Annotated in this window: 13 protein-coding genes, 1 other RNA gene, 1 pseudogene and 1 other annotated feature; of the genes and pseudogenes, 12 read left to right on the plus strand and 3 right to left on the minus strand. The window is 42.9% G+C overall.

Annotated elements, in window-relative coordinates; genetic code table 11:
• Positions 1-429: 429 nt before the first annotated feature.
• Together LLY41_RS06095 and dtd are read left to right on the plus strand one after the other, a co-directional pair.
• A pseudogene (locus LLY41_RS06095) lies at positions 430-2,624 on the plus strand (RelA/SpoT family protein).
• A gap of 14 nt (positions 2,625-2,638) precedes the next feature.
• Complete coding sequence (gene dtd / locus LLY41_RS06100) at positions 2,639-3,079, plus strand: D-aminoacyl-tRNA deacylase (protein WP_304587171.1); 441 nt, start codon at positions 2,639-2,641, stop codon at positions 3,077-3,079.
• Between the two features lie 49 nt (positions 3,080-3,128).
• On the opposite strand, the gene LLY41_RS06105 is transcribed toward dtd, so the two are convergent.
• Complete coding sequence (locus tag LLY41_RS06105) at positions 3,129-4,874, minus strand: N-acetylmuramoyl-L-alanine amidase family protein (protein ID WP_304587172.1); 1,746 nt, start codon at positions 4,872-4,874, stop codon at positions 3,129-3,131.
• A 228-nt stretch (positions 4,875-5,102) separates the two neighbouring features.
• On the opposite strand from LLY41_RS06105, the gene LLY41_RS06110 reads away from it, so the two are divergent.
• The 5 genes from LLY41_RS06110 (at position 5,103) to LLY41_RS06130 (ending at position 10,203) form a co-directional block, all read left to right on the plus strand.
• On the plus strand, positions 5,103-5,279 hold the full coding sequence (locus LLY41_RS06110) for a hypothetical protein (RefSeq protein WP_048010351.1): 177 nt from the start codon (positions 5,103-5,105) through the stop codon (positions 5,277-5,279).
• Between the two features lie 114 nt (positions 5,280-5,393).
• Positions 5,394-5,633: a binding site (T-box leader), on the plus strand.
• A 97-nt stretch (positions 5,634-5,730) separates the two neighbouring features.
• On the plus strand, positions 5,731-7,005 hold the full coding sequence (hisS, locus tag LLY41_RS06115) for a histidine--tRNA ligase (protein ID WP_304587175.1): 1,275 nt from the start codon (positions 5,731-5,733) through the stop codon (positions 7,003-7,005).
• A gap of 25 nt (positions 7,006-7,030) precedes the next feature.
• On the plus strand, positions 7,031-8,806 hold the full coding sequence (gene aspS, locus LLY41_RS06120; RefSeq protein ID WP_095245938.1) for an aspartate--tRNA ligase: 1,776 nt from the start codon (positions 7,031-7,033) through the stop codon (positions 8,804-8,806).
• A 187-nt stretch (positions 8,807-8,993) separates the two neighbouring features.
• Positions 8,994-9,181, plus strand: a non-coding RNA gene (gene ssrS / locus LLY41_RS06125) — 6S RNA.
• 260 nt (positions 9,182-9,441) lie between these two features.
• Positions 9,442-10,203: a tRNA threonylcarbamoyladenosine dehydratase gene (locus LLY41_RS06130; protein WP_304587176.1), complete on the plus strand. Its 762-nt coding sequence runs from the start codon at positions 9,442-9,444 to the stop codon at positions 10,201-10,203.
• Between the two features lie 61 nt (positions 10,204-10,264).
• Here the strand turns inward: LLY41_RS06130 and LLY41_RS06135 are convergent, their stop codons facing one another.
• Complete coding sequence (locus tag LLY41_RS06135; protein WP_304587177.1) at positions 10,265-10,783, minus strand: hypothetical protein; 519 nt, start codon at positions 10,781-10,783, stop codon at positions 10,265-10,267.
• Positions 10,784-10,966: 183 nt separating this feature from the next.
• Between LLY41_RS06135 and LLY41_RS06140 the strand changes: the two genes are divergently transcribed.
• Both LLY41_RS06140 and LLY41_RS06145 read left to right on the plus strand, forming a co-directional pair.
• On the plus strand, positions 10,967-11,908 hold the full coding sequence (locus LLY41_RS06140; RefSeq protein WP_304587178.1) for an ABC transporter ATP-binding protein: 942 nt from the start codon (positions 10,967-10,969) through the stop codon (positions 11,906-11,908).
• Positions 11,886-12,845 carry an ABC transporter permease gene (locus LLY41_RS06145; protein ID WP_304587179.1) on the plus strand — a complete coding sequence of 320 codons (960 nt, stop codon included), beginning with the start codon at positions 11,886-11,888 and terminating at the stop codon, positions 12,843-12,845. The genes LLY41_RS06140 and LLY41_RS06145 overlap by 23 nt, the downstream gene beginning before the upstream one ends.
• A gap of 39 nt (positions 12,846-12,884) precedes the next feature.
• On the opposite strand, the gene LLY41_RS06150 is transcribed toward LLY41_RS06145, so the two are convergent.
• Entirely contained in the window at positions 12,885-14,150 is a 1,266-nt protein-coding gene (locus LLY41_RS06150) for a replication-associated recombination protein A (RefSeq protein WP_304587181.1), read from the minus strand.
• Between the two features lie 385 nt (positions 14,151-14,535).
• On the opposite strand from LLY41_RS06150, the gene cymR reads away from it, so the two are divergent.
• The 3 genes from cymR to mnmA all read left to right on the plus strand — a co-directional run bounded on the left by cymR (position 14,536) and on the right by mnmA (position 17,523).
• Positions 14,536-14,955, plus strand: coding sequence for a cysteine metabolism transcriptional regulator CymR (gene cymR, locus LLY41_RS06155; RefSeq protein ID WP_095245932.1), 420 nt, complete (start codon positions 14,536-14,538; stop codon positions 14,953-14,955).
• A gap of 68 nt (positions 14,956-15,023) precedes the next feature.
• Positions 15,024-16,166, plus strand: a complete 1,143-nt coding sequence (locus LLY41_RS06160; protein WP_304587182.1) for a cysteine desulfurase family protein — start codon at positions 15,024-15,026, stop codon at positions 16,164-16,166.
• A gap of 241 nt (positions 16,167-16,407) precedes the next feature.
• Entirely contained in the window at positions 16,408-17,523 is a 1,116-nt protein-coding gene (gene mnmA / locus LLY41_RS06165; protein WP_304587183.1) for a tRNA 2-thiouridine(34) synthase MnmA, read from the plus strand.
• The last annotated feature ends 28 nt before the right edge of the window (positions 17,524-17,551 follow it).

The following is a 17,551-nucleotide window of genomic DNA, read 5'->3' on the forward strand; positions in this document are numbered from 1 at the left end:
ATATATTATTTACTGAGTTGATTGGAGCGTGAGATCCTCGAAAATGCATTCGCATTTTCTTCGTGCGGTGTTTTTTCGGGGAAGTTTATTCAACGTCCCGCGGAAAGCGAGCAACCTGGAGCGGAAATCAACGGGCAACATTAATAGGTGAAAACAACAATTTATACGAAAAGAGCCTTTTAATTTTTTAAAAATAGTATTTAAAGGGTTTCCAAATCCATTTCTGGAAAAACAATAAAGGAATTAGGACAAAAAACGACAAAATTTTTGTTATTCCCATAAAAATAACAGTCTATCCCTTTACATCTTCACTTTTTTTTTCGATAATAGTAGCAATATTAATTTTTTTAATAACTTGTTATTTATGACCATTTTCAAAATTATTACATTATGCAACTGCATAAAATTCAGGGAGATAAAGGTGATTCCATGGCGAACGATCAAGTTCTGACCGCCGAGCAAGTCATCAACAGGGCAAAAGAATATTTAAACGATGAGCATGCAGAGCTTGTTAAAAAAGCATACGAGTTTGCCAAGCATGCCCATCGTGAACAATATAGAAAATCCGGTGAACCATACATCATCCATCCAATCCAGGTAGCAGGCATACTTGCTGATCTTGAGATGGATCCATCTACGATTGCAGCCGGCTTTCTTCACGATGTGGTTGAAGACACCGAAGTCTCATTGGAGAATATCGAAGAAGCCTTCAATTCAGAAGTGGCCATGCTTGTCGATGGTGTAACAAAGCTGGGGAAAATTAAATATAAATCTCAGGAAGAGCAGCAGGCTGAAAACCACCGGAAAATGTTTGTGGCTATGGCCCAGGACATCCGTGTAATCCTGATTAAGCTTGCTGACCGCCTTCACAATATGCGGACACTCAAGCATCTGCCGGCTGAAAAGCAGCGCCGCATTTCAAATGAAACACTTGAAATCTTTGCGCCTCTTGCCCATAGGCTTGGAATCTCCAAGATTAAGTGGGAGCTTGAAGATACAGCCTTGAGGTACCTAAATCCGCAGCAGTATTACCGGATTGTAAACCTGATGAAGAAAAAAGGGCGGAGCGGGAAGAGTATTTAGATGATGTAATCAATGTTATGAGGAGCAGAATGTCAGAGGTCTCGATTAAATCAGAAATCTCGGTACGCCTGAAGCATATTTACAGCATCTACCGTAAAATGGCCCTTCAAAATAAGCAATTCAATGAGATATATGATTTGCTGGCTGTACGCATTGTTGTAAACAGCATTAAGGATTGCTATGCGGTTCTCGGGATTATTCATACTTGCTGGAAGCCAATGCCCGGCCGTTTCAAAGATTATATTGCAATGCCTAAACAGAATATGTATCAGTCACTTCATACTACGGTTATCGGACCAAAGGGCGACCCTCTGGAAGTCCAGATCCGCACTATGGATATGCACAGAATTGCTGAGTTTGGTATTGCTGCACATTGGGCTTATAAAGAAGGAAAAAGAGTGAATGAGGGCTCTTCTTTCGAGGAGAAGCTGACATGGTTCCGTGAAATACTTGAATTCCAGGATGATGCAGCCAATGCTGAAGAATTCATGGAATCATTGAAAATTGATTTGTTTTCCGATATGGTGTTTGTGTTTACTCCCAAAGGGGACGTCATCGAGCTTCCTTCCGGGTCAGTCCCGATTGACTTTGCTTACCGGATACATTCGGAAATAGGAAACAAGACTATCGGCGCCAAAGTGAATGGGAAAATGGTAACCCTGGATTATAAGCTGAAAACCGGGGATATCATTGAAATTCTGACATCCAAGCATTCCTATGGGCCAAGTAAAGACTGGCTGAAGCTGGCTCAGACTTCACAGGCAAAAAATAGAATTCGGACGTTCTTCAAAAAGCAAAGAAAAGAAGAAAATGTGGAAAAAGGGAAAGAGCTTGTTGAACGGGAAATCCGCAATATGGAATTTGAGCTGAAGGAAATCCTGACACCTGATAATGTCAAAAGGATTGCAGAGAAATTTAATTTCGCTACTGAGGAAGATATGTATGCTGCTGTTGGCTATAATGGGGTAACAGCCCTTCAGGTTGCCAACAGGCTTACAGAAAAATGGCGCAAGAAGCGCGACCTTGAACAAACCTCCGATATTACAAATGCTGTTTCGGAACTAAAGACATTTACTTCAGCGAAAAAACGCGAATCCGGTGTCCGGGTTTCAGGCATAGATAACCTGCTCATTCGCCTTTCCCGCTGCTGTAATCCTGTCCCGGGGGATGAAATCGTCGGGTTTATTACAAAGGGCAGAGGTGTCTCTGTACACCGTGATGATTGCCCTAATATCGAAACGGATGATGCGAAACAAAGGCTCATCCCGGTAGAGTGGGAAACAGCATTAAATGACCGGAAAGAATATAATGTTGAAATAGAAATTACCGGTTATGACCGTAGAGGTTTATTGAACGAGGTTCTTCAGGCTGTTAATGAAACGAAAACCAACATTTCAGCCGTATCGGGCCGTTCGGACCGAAACAAATCAGCAACGATCAATATGTCCATTGCTATACACAATGTAAGCCACCTGCAAAGGGTTGTAGAGCGGATAAAGCAAATCCCTGATATTTACGCGGTAAGAAGGATTATGAACTAAAGGGAGCAGATAGAATGCGTGTTGTAGTGCAGCGAAGCAAAGAAGCCAGTGTAACGGTGGACGGAGAAACCGTTGGAAGCATCAAAAAGGGGTTTGTTTTGCTCGTTGGAGTCACCCATGAAGATAAAGAAGAGGACGCAGCATTTCTGGCTGATAAGATTGCCAATCTTCGCGTCTTTGAAGATGATGCCGGCAAAATGAATCTATCACTGCTCGATCAGAAAGGTGAAATTCTTTCAGTTTCGCAATTTACACTGTATGGAGATTGCCGAAAGGGCAGACGGCCCAATTTCATGGATGCGGCCAAGCCTGCGCATGCCGTGAAAATCTATAATGCTTTCAACCGGTTTCTGAAAGCTAAAGGCCTGAAAGTCGAAACAGGTGAATTCGGCGCCATGATGGATGTTCAGTTAACCAACGATGGGCCAGTTACCTTAATCTTAGAAAGCAAATAATGAAAGCAAAAAGCCCCGGCATCCCAATTTGAGTGCCGGGGCTTTTTTGCTAATTCTTAAAATAGCGGGCAAGTCCCTGATAAATTCCTGCTGCTGCTGATTGCTGATACTGTGCAGAAGCAATCAGGGCTTCTTCTGCCGGATTGCTTAGATATCCAAGTTCAATCAGAACGGCATTCCGTTTGTTCTCCCTGATTACATGGTAGTCTCCGACTCTATATCCCCGATCTCTCAGGTTTGTCATCGCAGTTACATTGGAGTGGATATTGGCAGCGATTTCCTTTTGGAAAGGATGATAGTAATAGGTAGTCGCTCCCCGAGCAGTCCGGTCCGGCGTGCTGTCATAATGAATGCTGATAAAAGCATCTGCATTATGATGATGTGAAATGCCTACTCTCGAAGGCAGCGGCAAATAGGTATCTCCGCTCCTGGTCAGAATGACATTAGCACCTGCAGCCCTTAATTTTTCGGCAAGCACTTGAGCGGTCCTGATAGTAATGTCCTTTTCACGTGTCCCTCTTGCTCCTGTTGTCCCGTTATCACGGCCTCCATGACCGGGATCAATCACAATAGTTTTATTATTCAGGTGCTTTTCCGCTCCCGGCTTTGTTACTGCAGGTGCAGATCCTTCAACTGAAACGATCCAGCCTGCTACAAAACCCTTTCCGCCGTTTGGCAGGCGAATTTCATACCAATCATTATTCAGATTGATAATCTCGAAGCTGTCCCCTTTATTTGCCCTGTGGACGACACCTGACTGGGTACTCGCTTTTTTTCTAATATTTGATCCGTTATGTAAGATAATTGCAGAACTGCCGTTTATATTTTGCTGAGAGGAGCCGGAGTTCTTTTCGGCTGTTATGTCTATGAACCAGCTTGCCGCCCATCCATAAGAACCAGGCTGATATTCAATCTTTACCCAATTATTAGCTTCTTCAAGAATGGAGAAAGCTTGGCCTTTGGCAACTGAACCAATTGGTTTTCCATTTAACGATGCTTTGTTTCTTACGGTTAAAGTGGTTGCTGTTACAGTGCCGGTTTTTCCGGATGAAGCCTGTTTTGGTTTGCTTTCTGATTGTGAGGATTGAACCGTAATATATTGGCTGCTGATCCATCCTGTATTTCCTGAGAAAGAGATTTCTGTCCAGCTGTTATTTTGAGAAAGAACCGCAACTGTCTCACCCGAATTAAGTTTGCCGATGATGTCACTTTGAAGAGAAGGCTTATTTCTCACATTTAGAGAGTTTGCCGTGATAGTCCCGGTTTGGCTGCTGCCGGATGAACTTTTCTTTGGTGTGCTGCTGAATTTGATAAATTCAGTTGCCACCCATCCATCTCCATATGGAGTTTGAATCTTAACCCAGCTTCCTTCTGTGCTCTTGACCTTATAGGCTGTTCCTTTTTGGATGGTCCCCAGAACGCCGTAACTTGTACCAGGACCCTTTCTCACCCTAAGGCCATCTGTTGTGATAACTGCCTGGGAATTTTCACCTGCCGTTTTTTCTCCTGTCTGATTTGAAGTCAAATTGGAAACAAGCCAGCTTGCGACATATCCATTTTCCCCCTGGAAATTAATTTTAATCCACTCTCCTTCACGGGAAAGGATGTTAAATTGATCTCCTTTCTGGGCTTGTCCCAGAATGGGGTAGCTTAAACCAGGTCCTTGACGGACGTTAAGATTGCTGGTGGTGATTGTTACAGAACTGTTTTCAGCTTTAACCTGTGTTTCCGTCTGTGTTATGCCGGCAAAAAGCATTAGGCATATCACGAGAATAAGTGGCTTTCTTTTCTTCAACAGGCCGCCTCCTTTCAAAATTAAAATCCTTATTAAAAGAAAAACAAACAAGGTGCCGGCAGTCAAGAGAACTTTGGTCCTAAAATACTTCTCCATCTTGTGCAATATCCCTTCTAATATCGGATTATCATCCATCATTTTTAGCTGGGAAATTAATTTTTCCCTTATGAAACATTTCAACTGAAAATGGCAAGAATAGAACAGACTACATAAAAAAGGGTGAGCACAATGAGATTTGGAGAAAAAGGAATGTCTGCACAATCTGGTGAAAATCAGCTGTTTGGGGTGGATTTTCATGATTTTATACAAAAAGAACAGAACTCGAACATGATCGAACTCGCGTCAGAGTTTGGACTATCTCTCAGGGATGTAAGAAAACTGAAAAAAAGGCTGGAACGATCATAGCATGTTTTTAGTCTTGACATTGAAGGAAATGCTCCGTATTATAATATAAATAAAATGACAAAACAATTAAATGTCTAGCTGCAGCGCCAGACCAAGGCGTTCATGCTTTTCGATAATAAACCATTGATGGAGAAGAGTAGTTAAACCCCACATGAAAAGAGAGAGAATGCCGCCCGGCTGAAAGCATTCTCACATGATGATTTAACGAAAGAACACTTCGTAGGTTTCTCTCTGAAAAGGATTCATCTTTAGTAGGAGCTGAACGTTAACAGGCGTTAACTGTAAAAGAGGAAGTCTATTTATAGGCTTCAACTAGGGTGGCACCACGGGAAAAACCAGACTCTCGTCCCTTGTATTTAATATACAAGGAGGCGGGGGTTTTTTTTGTTTTTACGATTGCAAATCTGAAATTTCATACATACTTATCATTTTGCATTAGGAGGTAATTTTTATGTCAATTCGAATACCGAGGGGAACGCAGGACATTCTGCCGGGAGAAGTTGAGAAATGGCAATTGATTGAAGAGAAGGCAAGGGAGCTTTGTGAGAAGTTTCAATACCGTGAAATCAGGACACCAATATTCGAACATACAGAATTATTTCTTCGCAGTGTTGGAGATACAACGGATATTGTTCAAAAAGAGATGTACACATTTGAAGACCGCGGCGGCCGCAGTCTGACCCTTCGTCCTGAAGGAACAGCTTCAACTGTAAGATCATTTGTTGAGCATAAAATGCATGGCGATGCAAGCCAGCCTGTAAAGCTTTACTATATGGGGCCTATGTTCCGTTATGAACGCCCACAGGCTGGTCGTTTCCGCCAGTTTGTCCAGTTCGGTGTCGAAGCGATCGGCAGTGCAGATCCGGCAATTGATGCAGAAGTAATTGCACTGGCAATGTCACTTTATAAAAGCATGGGTCTGCAAAAGCTTAAGTTGATTGTGAACAGCCTTGGAGATAAAGAAAGCCGAACTGCACACAGAGAAGCCTTGGTCAACCACTTTAAGCCGCGGATTGGTGAGTTTTGCCAGGATTGCCAGAACCGTCTTGAGAAGAATCCAATGCGCATTCTGGACTGTAAACAAGATCGTGAACATGAACTTATGAAATCTGCTCCATCCATTTTAGATTTTTTAAACGATTATTCCAAAACCTATTTCGAAAAGGTTCAAAAGTATCTAAAGAACCTGGATATTGACTTTACGGTCGATCCGAATCTTGTTCGCGGCCTGGATTACTACAATCATACAGCTTTTGAAATTATGAGTGATTCCGAAGGTTTCGGAGCTATTACTACTCTTTGCGGCGGCGGACGATACAATGGCCTCACTGAGGAAATTGGCGGTCCTGAAGCGCCGGGAATCGGGTTTGCTTTAAGTATTGAGCGATTCATTGCTGCTCTTGAAGCGGAAAAGGTCGATCTGCCTCTTGCTAAGAGCATTGATTGCTACCTTGTCTCCCTTGGAGAGGAAGCTAAGGATTATACAGTCGGCCTTCTTCAAAAACTTCGGATGGCAGGATATTCTGCTGAAAAAGATTATCTTGACAGAAAAATTAAAGCGCAGTTTAAAGCGGCAGACCGCTCGAATGCGAAATTTGTTGCTGTCCTGGGCGAAGATGAACTTAAAGCGAATAAAATTAATGTAAAATCGATGGAATCAGGGGAGCAAACAGAGGTTGAACTTGATTCGTTTATAGAGAAGTTCACAGCACTTTATCAATCATAAACTTGTGTTTACAGGAGGAATTAGTATGTTTGGGCGAACGTATTTTTGCGGGGAAGTAACGGAAAGATCTATTGGAGAAAAAGTAAGCTTAAAAGGCTGGGTGCAAAAACGCCGGGATCTGGGCGGCCTGATTTTTGTCGATCTTCGTGATCGCACTGGCATCGTTCAGGTTGTATTCAATCCGGAAGTATCCCCTGAAGCTCTTGCAGCAGCTGAAAAGATCCGCAATGAATTCGTGCTGGATATAGAGGGAGAAGTAATTGCACGTGAAGATGGCACGATCAATGAGAATCTGAAAACAGGGCGCATTGAGATAAAAGCTGAAAAAGTTACAATCATAAATGAAGCAAAAACACCTCCTTTTGTTATTGGTGATAATGCAGATGTTTCCGAGGATGTCCGTCTTAAATACCGCTATCTGGATTTGAGACGCCCGGTTATGTTTGATACCTTTAAAATGCGTCATCAAGTAACAAAAGCTATGAGGGATTTTCTTGACAGCGAAGGGTTTCTTGATGTAGAAACACCGATCCTAACGAAGAGCACCCCGGAAGGAGCCCGTGATTATTTAGTTCCAAGCCGTGTGCATCCGGGTGAATTCTATGCTCTTCCGCAATCCCCTCAAATCTTTAAGCAGTTATTAATGGTAGGCGGTATTGAACGCTATTACCAAATTGCACGTTGCTTCCGTGATGAAGACCTGCGTGCAGACCGCCAGCCTGAATTTACTCAGGTCGACATCGAAATGAGCTTTATGAGCCAGGAAGAAATCATCGGCCTGATGGAAAACATGATGGAAAAGGTCATGAAAGAAGTAAAAGGCCTGGATGTCCAGCTTCCATTCCCGCGCATGACCTATCAGGAGGCGATGGACCGTTTTGGTTCTGATAAGCCGGATACACGCTTTGGGATGGAATTAACGGATCTGTCGGAAATAGTGAAAGAGTCAAGCTTCAAGGTGTTTGCCGGAGCAGTAGCTTCCGGGGGCCAGGTTAAGGCCATTAATGTGAAAAATGGGGCAGGAAAGTATTCCCGAAAAGATATTGATGCTCTAACAGAGTTTGCAGCTGTATATGGTGCAAAAGGGCTTGCGTGGTTAAAAGCTGAAGAGGACGGATTAAAGGGGCCGATTGCCAAGTTTGTGACTGAAGATGAGCAAACATCATTCTACGCAGCTTTGTCAGTAGAACCAGGAGACTTGCTCCTCTTTGTTGCTGATAAGAAGAGTGTAGTCGCTGATGCACTTGGCGCTCTGCGATTAAAGCTCGGAAAAGAGCTTGAGCTGATTGATCAAAGCAAATTTAATTTCCTTTGGGTTACAGACTGGCCGCTTCTGGAGTACGATGAGGAAGAAGGCCGCTATTATGCAGCCCATCATCCTTTTACAATGCCTGCCAGAGAAGATTTAGATCTTCTTGATAAGGATCCTGCTGGGGTCCGTGCACAAGCATATGACCTTGTGTTAAATGGCTACGAGCTTGGCGGCGGTTCATTGCGTATTTTCGAAAGAGATATTCAGGAGAAAATGTTCAGTGTGCTCGGATTCTCAAAAGAGGAAGCTGTAGAACAGTTTGGATTCCTGCTTGAAGCATTTGAATACGGAACTCCTCCGCATGGTGGTATTGCCCTGGGATTGGACAGACTCGTAATGCTATTAGCCGGCAGAACAAACCTGAGGGATACAATTGCGTTTCCTAAAACTGCAAGTGCGAGCTGTGTGCTTACAGAAGCTCCCGGGGAAGTCAGCCAATCGCAGCTAAATGATTTGAATTTAGCACTTAATTTGAAAAAAAGTGAGTAATTTCCTATTTAATGGTTAATTTGCTGAAAAAATTTATTTTTCAGAAAGTTAAACCAGGAAGTTACTCCTGACTTTTAGGGAAACTTCCATATCTTAAGGAAGAAAATGGATATATTTGTCCATATCACCTCCATTTCAGCAGCTTGAAAAAGACAAAATCGTGTGATATGATCATATCAATAAATAAAGAGTCCTGATGTGTTCGTTGTAAAACCTGAAATTTTGACCAACATTATTCCTTCGGGAGTCCGGAGTTTTCCAGCAGCGTAAATGCCTCATGGATGAGGACTTACAAACGCAGGAAACAGGACACCCACCTGCTGAGTGCGGGTTCAAAACGAGGGCATCAACAGCGACGGCACGATTGGGACTCTTTAGTACATACGACGATAAAAATCCATGCCAGCTCAGGCATGGATTTTTTGTGTCTGTTTATTATGATCACTGCTAAGAAGATTAGTTTTAAATACGATAACGCTGTTAACACTATTGAAGATAAGTTTTGATTTTAGGTTAAAATGCTAATATCATTAATCCCATAGAACTACTTGCTTTAATATTAAAGTATGATATATTCATTATCGGGTATAAGATAAAACATGCTTATTAAATAACATCTGATGGAGTTGATATATATGCTTCACCAATTTTCCAGAAATGAATTGGCTATTGGCAAAGAAGGCCTCGAAAAAATGAAAAATAGTACCGTTGCCGTACTGGGCATTGGAGGAGTTGGTTCCTTTGCAGCGGAAGCATTGGCGCGTTCCGGTGTTGGCCGGCTTGTGCTGGTTGATAAAGACGATGTTGATATTACAAATGTGAACAGGCAGGTCATCGCTTTATTATCCACTGTCGGGAAACCAAAGGTGGATTTAATGAAAGACAGAATCAAGGATATCAATCCTGACTGTGAAGTTATTGCTTTGAAAATGTTTTATACGGAAGAAACTTATGAGCAATTCTTTGATTATGGTCTGGACTTTGTAGTTGATGCTTCCGATACAATTGCCTATAAAATTCATCTAATAAAAGAATGCTTGAATAGAGGAATTCCAATGATCTCAAGTATGGGTGCTGCAAATAAGATGGATCCAACCAGGTTCCAGATTGCTGATATCTTTAAAACTCATACCGACCCGATTGCTAAGGTTATCCGCACGCGCCTGAGAAAAGAAGGAATCAGAAAAGGCGTTCCGGTAGTATTTTCCGATGAAAGCCCGATCGTAATCCGGGAAGATGTCCGAAAAACAGTTGGAAAAGATGATGCTGAAATCAGAAAGGCCAAAATGCCGCCATCTTCTAACGCATTTGTTCCTTCTGTTGCTGGTTTAATCATGGCCAGCTATGTAAACAGAGAACTTCTAAGCGATATAAAAATTGCACGTGTAAATGACTGAAAAGAGACCGGCCTTCAGCAGGCCGGTTTTTGCGCGTTTAAATGTCCTGAAATTCCTGCAGTTAATGAACTGCTCTTTTCTCTTCTATGCTGTCATTCTTCAGTAGCTGGTCTGCTTCTTTCAGGATGCATGCCATTTCCTCATATTGCAAAAGGTGATTTTTATATTCCGCTTCTTTTTCATTCAACTTTTTAATTAACTGCTCATATTGAAGCTTTAAGTGAACTTGTTCTTCGTGCAGACGTTTATTTTCCTTCATTTGCTCTGGGTTAGGCTTTGTCTTGGCATAGTTTTTTAAAAAGTGTATGACTTGAGCCAAATTGGCTGGCGGAGCAGTATCAGGAGTTTCAGGTGTTTGAGTGCCAGCAGTATTCCTTGAGCTTTTTTCTGATCCATGATCTTCTCTTTTTGTAATGACCATGTTCCATCGATATTGACAGGCTGAAACCGTACGTCCGAGCTCTGTACTAGCCTTCTTAAAGGCTGATGCTTTTGAATCGCCATTTGATGTGTATTCAAGTACTGTCTCTTCGAGTAATTGATCCTCTTCCGGCTTCCATAAGTCTTTCCGTTCCTTCATTTCTTTGATCACCTCGAAAATACGATTGTTATTGTTAGGCTTATCGTCACCTTAATAGATGAAAATATTCCATTCTCAGCCCGTGAAAGGTAAAATAGCAAGGAGCAAATCTAATTTAGATCCCGGCCTTAAAGATGTCTGCAAAACGGACAAAACATTATTATCTGGGAGGAGGATGAATACATGGATACTTTTGTAGAAATACAGGAAGTGACAAAAGTGATAAAAGGAAAAACAATAATTGATTCTGTCAGCTTTGACGTGAAAAAGGGAGAGGTATTCGGTTTCCTTGGCCCAAACGGTGCAGGTAAAACCACCACTATTCGAATGCTGGTGGGCTTGATCGGCATTACTTCCGGGGACATAAAGATTCTTGGCAGCAGCATTAAAACAGATTTCGAAAAAGCGGTTTCCCATATTGGAGCTATTGTAGAGAATCCTGAGATGTATAAGTTTTTGTCAGGTTATCAAAATCTCATCCATTATGCACGAATGTCAAAAGGAGTGACAAAGGAGAAAATTGATGAGATTGTCGAGCTGGTAGGTCTGACTGATCGTATTCATGATAAAGTGAGGACATACTCGCTTGGAATGAGGCAGAGACTTGGTCTGGCGCAGTGTCTTTTGCATGATCCCAAAATCCTCATTCTGGATGAGCCTACGAATGGGCTTGATCCGGCAGGCATCAGGGAGATTCGGGATCATCTGAGGATGCTTGCGAGAGACAGAGAAATGGCTGTCATTGTTTCAAGCCATTTATTATCTGAAATGGAAATGATGTGCGACAGAATCGGCATTATTCAAAACGGGAAGTTGATTGATGTTCAGCACATCAGTGATTTTGTACAGGGAAAAGAAAAAGTGTATGAAATGGAAGTGGATGACCCTGATATAGCAGAAAGAATGTTAAAAAGTATATACCCCGAATTACCTATACAGACCACTGAAAACAGCGTGATTCTTCCGCTCGTCCGTGAACGCATTCCTGAGATGGTAAAGGAGCTGGTCCGGAAAGATATTAATATTTTTGCTGTCCGTGAAGTAACCAAAACATTGGAAGATCGCTTCCTGGAAGTTACTGAGTACAAGGGAGGTGCCGAACATGCCCGGACTGATTCAAAATGAATGGATGAAGATTTTTAGGCGCCCGGGGACTTTTGTCATGATTGGACTGCTTTTAATCATGACGACTGTTGCAGGCGCTTTTATAAAATATCAGGAAAGCGGTGGGACGGTCCCGGATAATACGGAATGGAAAAGGGGCTTGCAGACTCAAAACGAAAGCTATCAAAAACAGCTTGAAGAGATGGGAGAAACGGTTCCCAGAGATATGAAGGAACAGTATCTGAGGGAGATTGCCCTTAATGAATACCGAATCCAGCATGATATTTCACCGAATGAGGAATACTCTGTCTGGGGATTTGTATCCGATACCTCACAGCTGATTGAATTTGCCGGCCTTTTTACCATCATCATTGCCGGAGGGATTGTGGCAAATGAGTTTAGCTGGGGAACCATCAAACTTCTTTTGATTAGGCCTATCAAAAGAGTGAAAATCCTCGGAGCAAAGTATATTACCGTGATTTTATTCGGTCTGATGCTGCTGGCCGTCCTCTTCGGATATTCAGCACTTCTGGGCGGTCTCCTCTTTGGATTCCCTGAAAAAGTAGTTCCTTATTTATATTATTACAATGGGACAGTGGAAGAGCAAAGCATGGGACTTCATCTGATAGCTTATTATGGCCTTAAATCCATAAATATGCTTATGCTTGCAACCATGGCTTTTATGATTTCGGCAGTTTTCAGGAATAGCTCTCTGGCAATAGGACTTTCGCTGTTTCTGATGTTTATGGGAGGACAAGTCACAAGACTGATAGCCATGAAGTATGATTGGGCAAAGTACAGCCTTTTTGCCAATACAGATCTTCTTCAATATTTTGAGGGAGTGCCAATGGTTCAGGGAATGACACTTGGATTTTCGATCATGATTATTTTTATCTACTTCCTGCTTTTCCAGGTGCTTGCATTTTATGTATTTAATAAAAGAGATGTTTCTGCTTAGTAAATAAGAGAAGGTCTGGCATCGCTGCCAGACCTTTTGCTATTTACGGAGTTTTTCATAAATCGATGCTAATGCCTGTTCAAATTTGCCTGTTTTCTTAGGCTGATAGTATACCTTGTTTTTTATTCTGTCCGGTAAGTACTGCTGTTTGACCCAGCCTGTTTCGTAATCGTGAGGGTACAGATAGCCGGTGCCTCTTCCAAGCTCTGTGGCTCCTTTGTAGTGGGCGTCCTTCAAATGATCGGGGACTTCACCGCTTTTGCCTGCCCGAATGTCTGCAATGGCAGAATCCAAAGCTTTGTATGCAGAATTGGATTTTGGAGATAAGCAAAGCTCTATGACCGCATTTGCAAGCGGTATCCTTGCTTCCGGAAATCCAATTCTTTCGGCTGTTTCAACGGCTGCGAGAGTTCTGGCTCCGGCTTGGGGTGATGCAAGGCCGATATCTTCATAGGCAATAACCAGCAGTCTTCTGCTTATACTCTGCAGATCGCCTGCTTCAATTAATCTGCCCAAATAGTGAAGCGCAGCATTTACGTCGCTTCCGCGGATAGACTTTTGAAAACCGGATAATACATCGTAATGGGCATCCCCATCTTTATCGTGTGTAAAGCTTTTGCGCTGAATGCATTCCTCGGCAACAGACAAGTCAATTTTAATGATGCCTTCTTCATCCTCTTTTGTTGAAAGTACAGCCAGTTCCAAGGCATTAAGGGAGCTTCTGACATCGCCATTCGAAGCAGTGGCCAGATGAGTTAGAGCTTCTTCGGTAACATCGGTTTGTTTATTGCCAAGGCCCCGTTCCTTATCCTGCAAGGCTCTTGCCAGTGCTTTTTTAATTTCATCTGCAGACAGAGACTTCAGTTCGAAAATTTGACACCGGCTTCTGATCGCAGGATTTATTGCATGATATGGGTTGCTGGTTGTGGCGCCAATTAAAGTGATGCTGCCATTTTCCAGATAGGGAAGCAGAAAGTCCTGTTTGCCTTTATCAAGCCTATGGACTTCATCCAGAAGCAGAATGACCTTACCCGACATTTTTGCCTCTGCCGCTACCACTTCCATATCTTTTTTATTATTAGTCACTGCATTTAAAGTGCGGAAAGCATATTTGGTGCTTCCAGCAATGGCACTTGCAATCGACGTCTTGCCTATGCCTGGAGGCCCGTACAGAATCATCGATGAGAGCTGCTTAGCCTGCACCATGCGATAAATAATTTTTCCTTCTGAAACAAGATGCTCCTGGCCGATGATTTCATCTATCGTTCTCGGCCTCATCCGGAATGCAAGAGGTTTAATGTTCAAAGTTATCACTCCAGCCTTTTGCCGGCAGTTTGCAGTCTGCCTATCAATTTTCAGCAAAGCTTCCGCTTTCTATTTAAGATACCATAACATTTCCTGCTGTAAAATCAATTAGACCGCCATTGCAAGCGTACGGGATTCAATCCCTCGCGCACCTTTTCTCCGTGAAATATGCTATAATGTCAAAAGTCTATAATCTTAGTAAGGATTTAACATTTCATATATAATGAAGCCGATTATTTTAAGGGAATTCGGCAGCCAGGCGAATTGCCGGGGCAGCTTTACTGTATTGTGAAGCTTTAATTGACCGTTTTTTGGAAAAGCTTAATAGAAAAGGATAAATCGTTGCGATTAAAATGCTCTAAGAAAAGGATAGAGGTGCAAGCTGATGAAAATATCTACTAAAGGCCGTTATGGTTTAACTATAATGATTGAATTAGCTAAAAAGCATGGGGAAGGTCCCACTTCATTAAAATCGATTGCCCAGACCAATGACCTGTCTGAGCACTATCTGGAGCAGCTTATTGCTCCGCTTCGGAACGCCGGGCTTGTTAAAAGCATCCGCGGTGCATACGGCGGATATATTTTAGGCAATGAGCCGGCAAAGATTACCGCCGGGGATATCATCAGAGTTCTGGAAGGACCGATCAGTCCAGTGGAAGGAATTGAAGATGAGGAGCCTGCAAAGAGGGAACTGTGGATGCGAATTCGTGATGCAGTGAAAGATGTGCTTGATAACACAACGCTAGAAGATCTTGCCAGCCATACAGATACCGGAGAATCGGATGCTTATATGTTTTATATTTAGGCCTTAATCATAGAATAATTTTCGTGGGAAATACAAGCAGCAGGATGAAATGAAGTAGGTGAACTAATTTGGAAAGAATATACCTTGACCATGCAGCGACTTCGCCAATGCATCCGGAAGTGATTGAACGGATGACTGAAGTCATGAAATCTGAATATGGAAATCCCTCAAGCATCCATTATTTCGGGAGGAGTGCACGCCACATTGTCGATGAAGCAAGATCTGCTTTAGCAAACAGTATTGGTGCAAAAGCCAATGATATTATTTTTACAGGCGGCGGAACAGAAGCTGATAATCATGCGATTTTTGGAACGGCTGAATCCTGCCGCCATAGGGGCAAACACATTATCACAACTCAAATTGAACATCATGCGGTTTTGCATGCATGTGAGGAGCTTGAAAGACAGGGGTTTGAGGTAACGTATTTGCCTGTTGATCCAAATGGGCGTGTTTCGGTAAAGGACGTTGAAGATGCTTTGCGCGAGGATACAATACTCGTAACGATCATGTACGGAAATAATGAAATAGGGGCTCTTCAGCCGATTAAGGAAATAGGCGGGTTATTGGCAGAGCATCCTGCCAAATTCCATACTGATGCTGTTCAGGCATATGGGCTTGAAAAAATTGATGTGCAGGAATTGAGAGTGGATTTGCTTTCCGTCTCCGCCCATAAAATAAATGGCCCAAAAGGGATCGGATTTTTATATGCCCATCCTGATGTGAAGCTTTCTTCACGGCTATTTGGCGGTGAACAAGAAAGGAAGCGCCGGGCAGGAACGGAAAATGTTCCTTCTATTGCAGGCTTCCAGGAGGCTGTCCGGATCACTCAGAAGGAGATGGAAGCTAAGCGGGAAGAACTGCATTCTTTTAAGATGCTGTTCATGGATAAACTGAAACAGGAAGATGCTGTTTTTGAACTGAACGGATTGCTTGATTATTCCCTTCCTCATGTTTTAAACTTAAGCTTTCCCGGAACAAATGTTGAAGCCATGCTGGTTAACCTTGATTTGGCTGGAATAGCAGCATCAAGCGGATCGGCCTGTACTGCAGGCTCCATCGATCCATCCCACGTCCTTGTCAGCATGTTTGGAAAAGGTTCAGACAAACTGCAAAATTCCATCCGTTTCAGCTTCGGTCTCTTTAATACAAAAGAACAAGTCGAACAAGCAGCAGAACAAACAGCTAAAATCGTGAAACGGCTGGCTAAATAGATTAAGATATTGGAAACATGCATTAGGATGAACATGATTCTTAAGAAATTGCTTTTAATTTGTCACTAAGTTTTTACACTGAGTTGATTGGAGCGGAGGGCACTTGACTCCTGCGGGAAGTGAGAGAAGTGCGAGACCCCACAGGCGGAGCCGAGGAGGCTCGCATCTCTCCCGCGGAAAGCAAGTGTCCGCAGCGGAAATCAACGGACAGAATTATGAGTGAGGAATAGAGGTGAAATAGATGAACAAAGATCCAAAGGATACCCGGGTAGTGGTTGGTATGTCCGGAGGCGTTGATTCTTCTGTGGCGGCCCTGCTTTTGAAAGAACAGGGTTACGATGTAATCGGCATCTTCATGAAAAACTGGGATGATACAGACGAAAATGGTGTTTGTACCGCTACAGAGGACTACAATGATGTCATCCGGGTATGCAACCAAATCGGCATCCCATATTACGCAGTCAACTTCGAAAAGCAATATTGGGATAAAGTATTTACCTACTTCCTTGAAGAATACAAGGCAGGGCGGACACCTAATCCTGATGTTATGTGTAATAAAGAAATTAAATTTAAGGCATTCCTTGAACATGCTGTGAACCTCGGCGCCGACTATCTGGCGACAGGACACTATGCGCGTGTGGAATTCAGGGATGGCGAATACAAAATGCTGAGAGGCCTTGATGATAACAAGGACCAAACCTATTTCCTGAACCAGTTGACACAGGAGCAGCTTGAGAAAGTGATGTTCCCAATTGGCGACATTGAAAAATCAAAAGTTCGTGAACTTGCAAAAGAAGCCGGTTTGGCAACTGCAGCAAAGAAAGACAGTACGGGAATCTGCTTTATTGGTGAGCGCAACTTCAAGGAGTTTCTTGGGAATTACCTTCCGGCACAGCCCGGAAACATGGAAACTATGGACGGAAAAGTTGTCGGCAAGCATGATGGCCTTATGTACTATACCATCGGACAGCGGCATGGACTTGGCATTGGCGGAGCAGGTGAACCCTGGTTTGCCATCGGTAAAGACCTGAAGAGAAATGTCTTGTATGTCGGACAAGGCTTCCACAATGAAATGCTCTATTCAGACTCCATTATTGCTGTTAATAGCAGCTGGGTAACAAATTCAGAACTGCCGCAGGAATTTGAATGTACGGCTAAGTTCCGATATCGTCAGGCTGACAGCAGGGTAAAGGTTCAAATACTTGAAGATGGCAAGGTCAAAGTTGCTTTTGAGGAGCCAATTCGGGCTGTTACCCCTGGTCAGGCGGTTGTCTTTTATAATGGAGACGAGTGCCTTGGCGGAGGAACAATTGATGAAATATTCAAGGATGGCAAACAGCTGGATTATGTAGGTTAAGAAAAGACGGACCCCGATTCCTATCAAA

This window comes from Cytobacillus firmus, from assembly GCF_023612095.1.
Lineage (GTDB): Bacteria > Bacillota > Bacilli > Bacillales > Cytobacillaceae > Cytobacillus.

What these genes read in the sequence shown, in the direction of transcription:
- dtd (WP_304587171.1), top strand. Translation starts at nt 2,639, where the DNA reads ATGCGTGTTGTAGTGCAGCGAAGCAAAGAAGCCAGTGTAACGGTGGAC.
- LLY41_RS06110 (WP_048010351.1), top strand. Translation starts at nt 5,103, where the DNA reads ATGAGATTTGGAGAAAAAGGAATGTCTGCACAATCTGGTGAAAATCAG.
- hisS (WP_304587175.1), top strand. Translation starts at nt 5,731, where the DNA reads ATGTCAATTCGAATACCGAGGGGAACGCAGGACATTCTGCCGGGAGAA.
- aspS (WP_095245938.1), top strand. Translation starts at nt 7,031, where the DNA reads ATGTTTGGGCGAACGTATTTTTGCGGGGAAGTAACGGAAAGATCTATT.
- LLY41_RS06130 (WP_304587176.1), top strand. Translation starts at nt 9,442, where the DNA reads ATGCTTCACCAATTTTCCAGAAATGAATTGGCTATTGGCAAAGAAGGC.
- LLY41_RS06135 (WP_304587177.1), bottom strand. Translation starts at nt 10,783, where the DNA reads ATGAAGGAACGGAAAGACTTATGGAAGCCGGAAGAGGATCAATTACTC.
- LLY41_RS06140 (WP_304587178.1), top strand. Translation starts at nt 10,967, where the DNA reads ATGGATACTTTTGTAGAAATACAGGAAGTGACAAAAGTGATAAAAGGA.
- LLY41_RS06145 (WP_304587179.1), top strand. Translation starts at nt 11,886, where the DNA reads ATGCCCGGACTGATTCAAAATGAATGGATGAAGATTTTTAGGCGCCCG.
- cymR (WP_095245932.1), top strand. Translation starts at nt 14,536, where the DNA reads ATGAAAATATCTACTAAAGGCCGTTATGGTTTAACTATAATGATTGAA.
- mnmA (WP_304587183.1), top strand. Translation starts at nt 16,408, where the DNA reads ATGAACAAAGATCCAAAGGATACCCGGGTAGTGGTTGGTATGTCCGGA.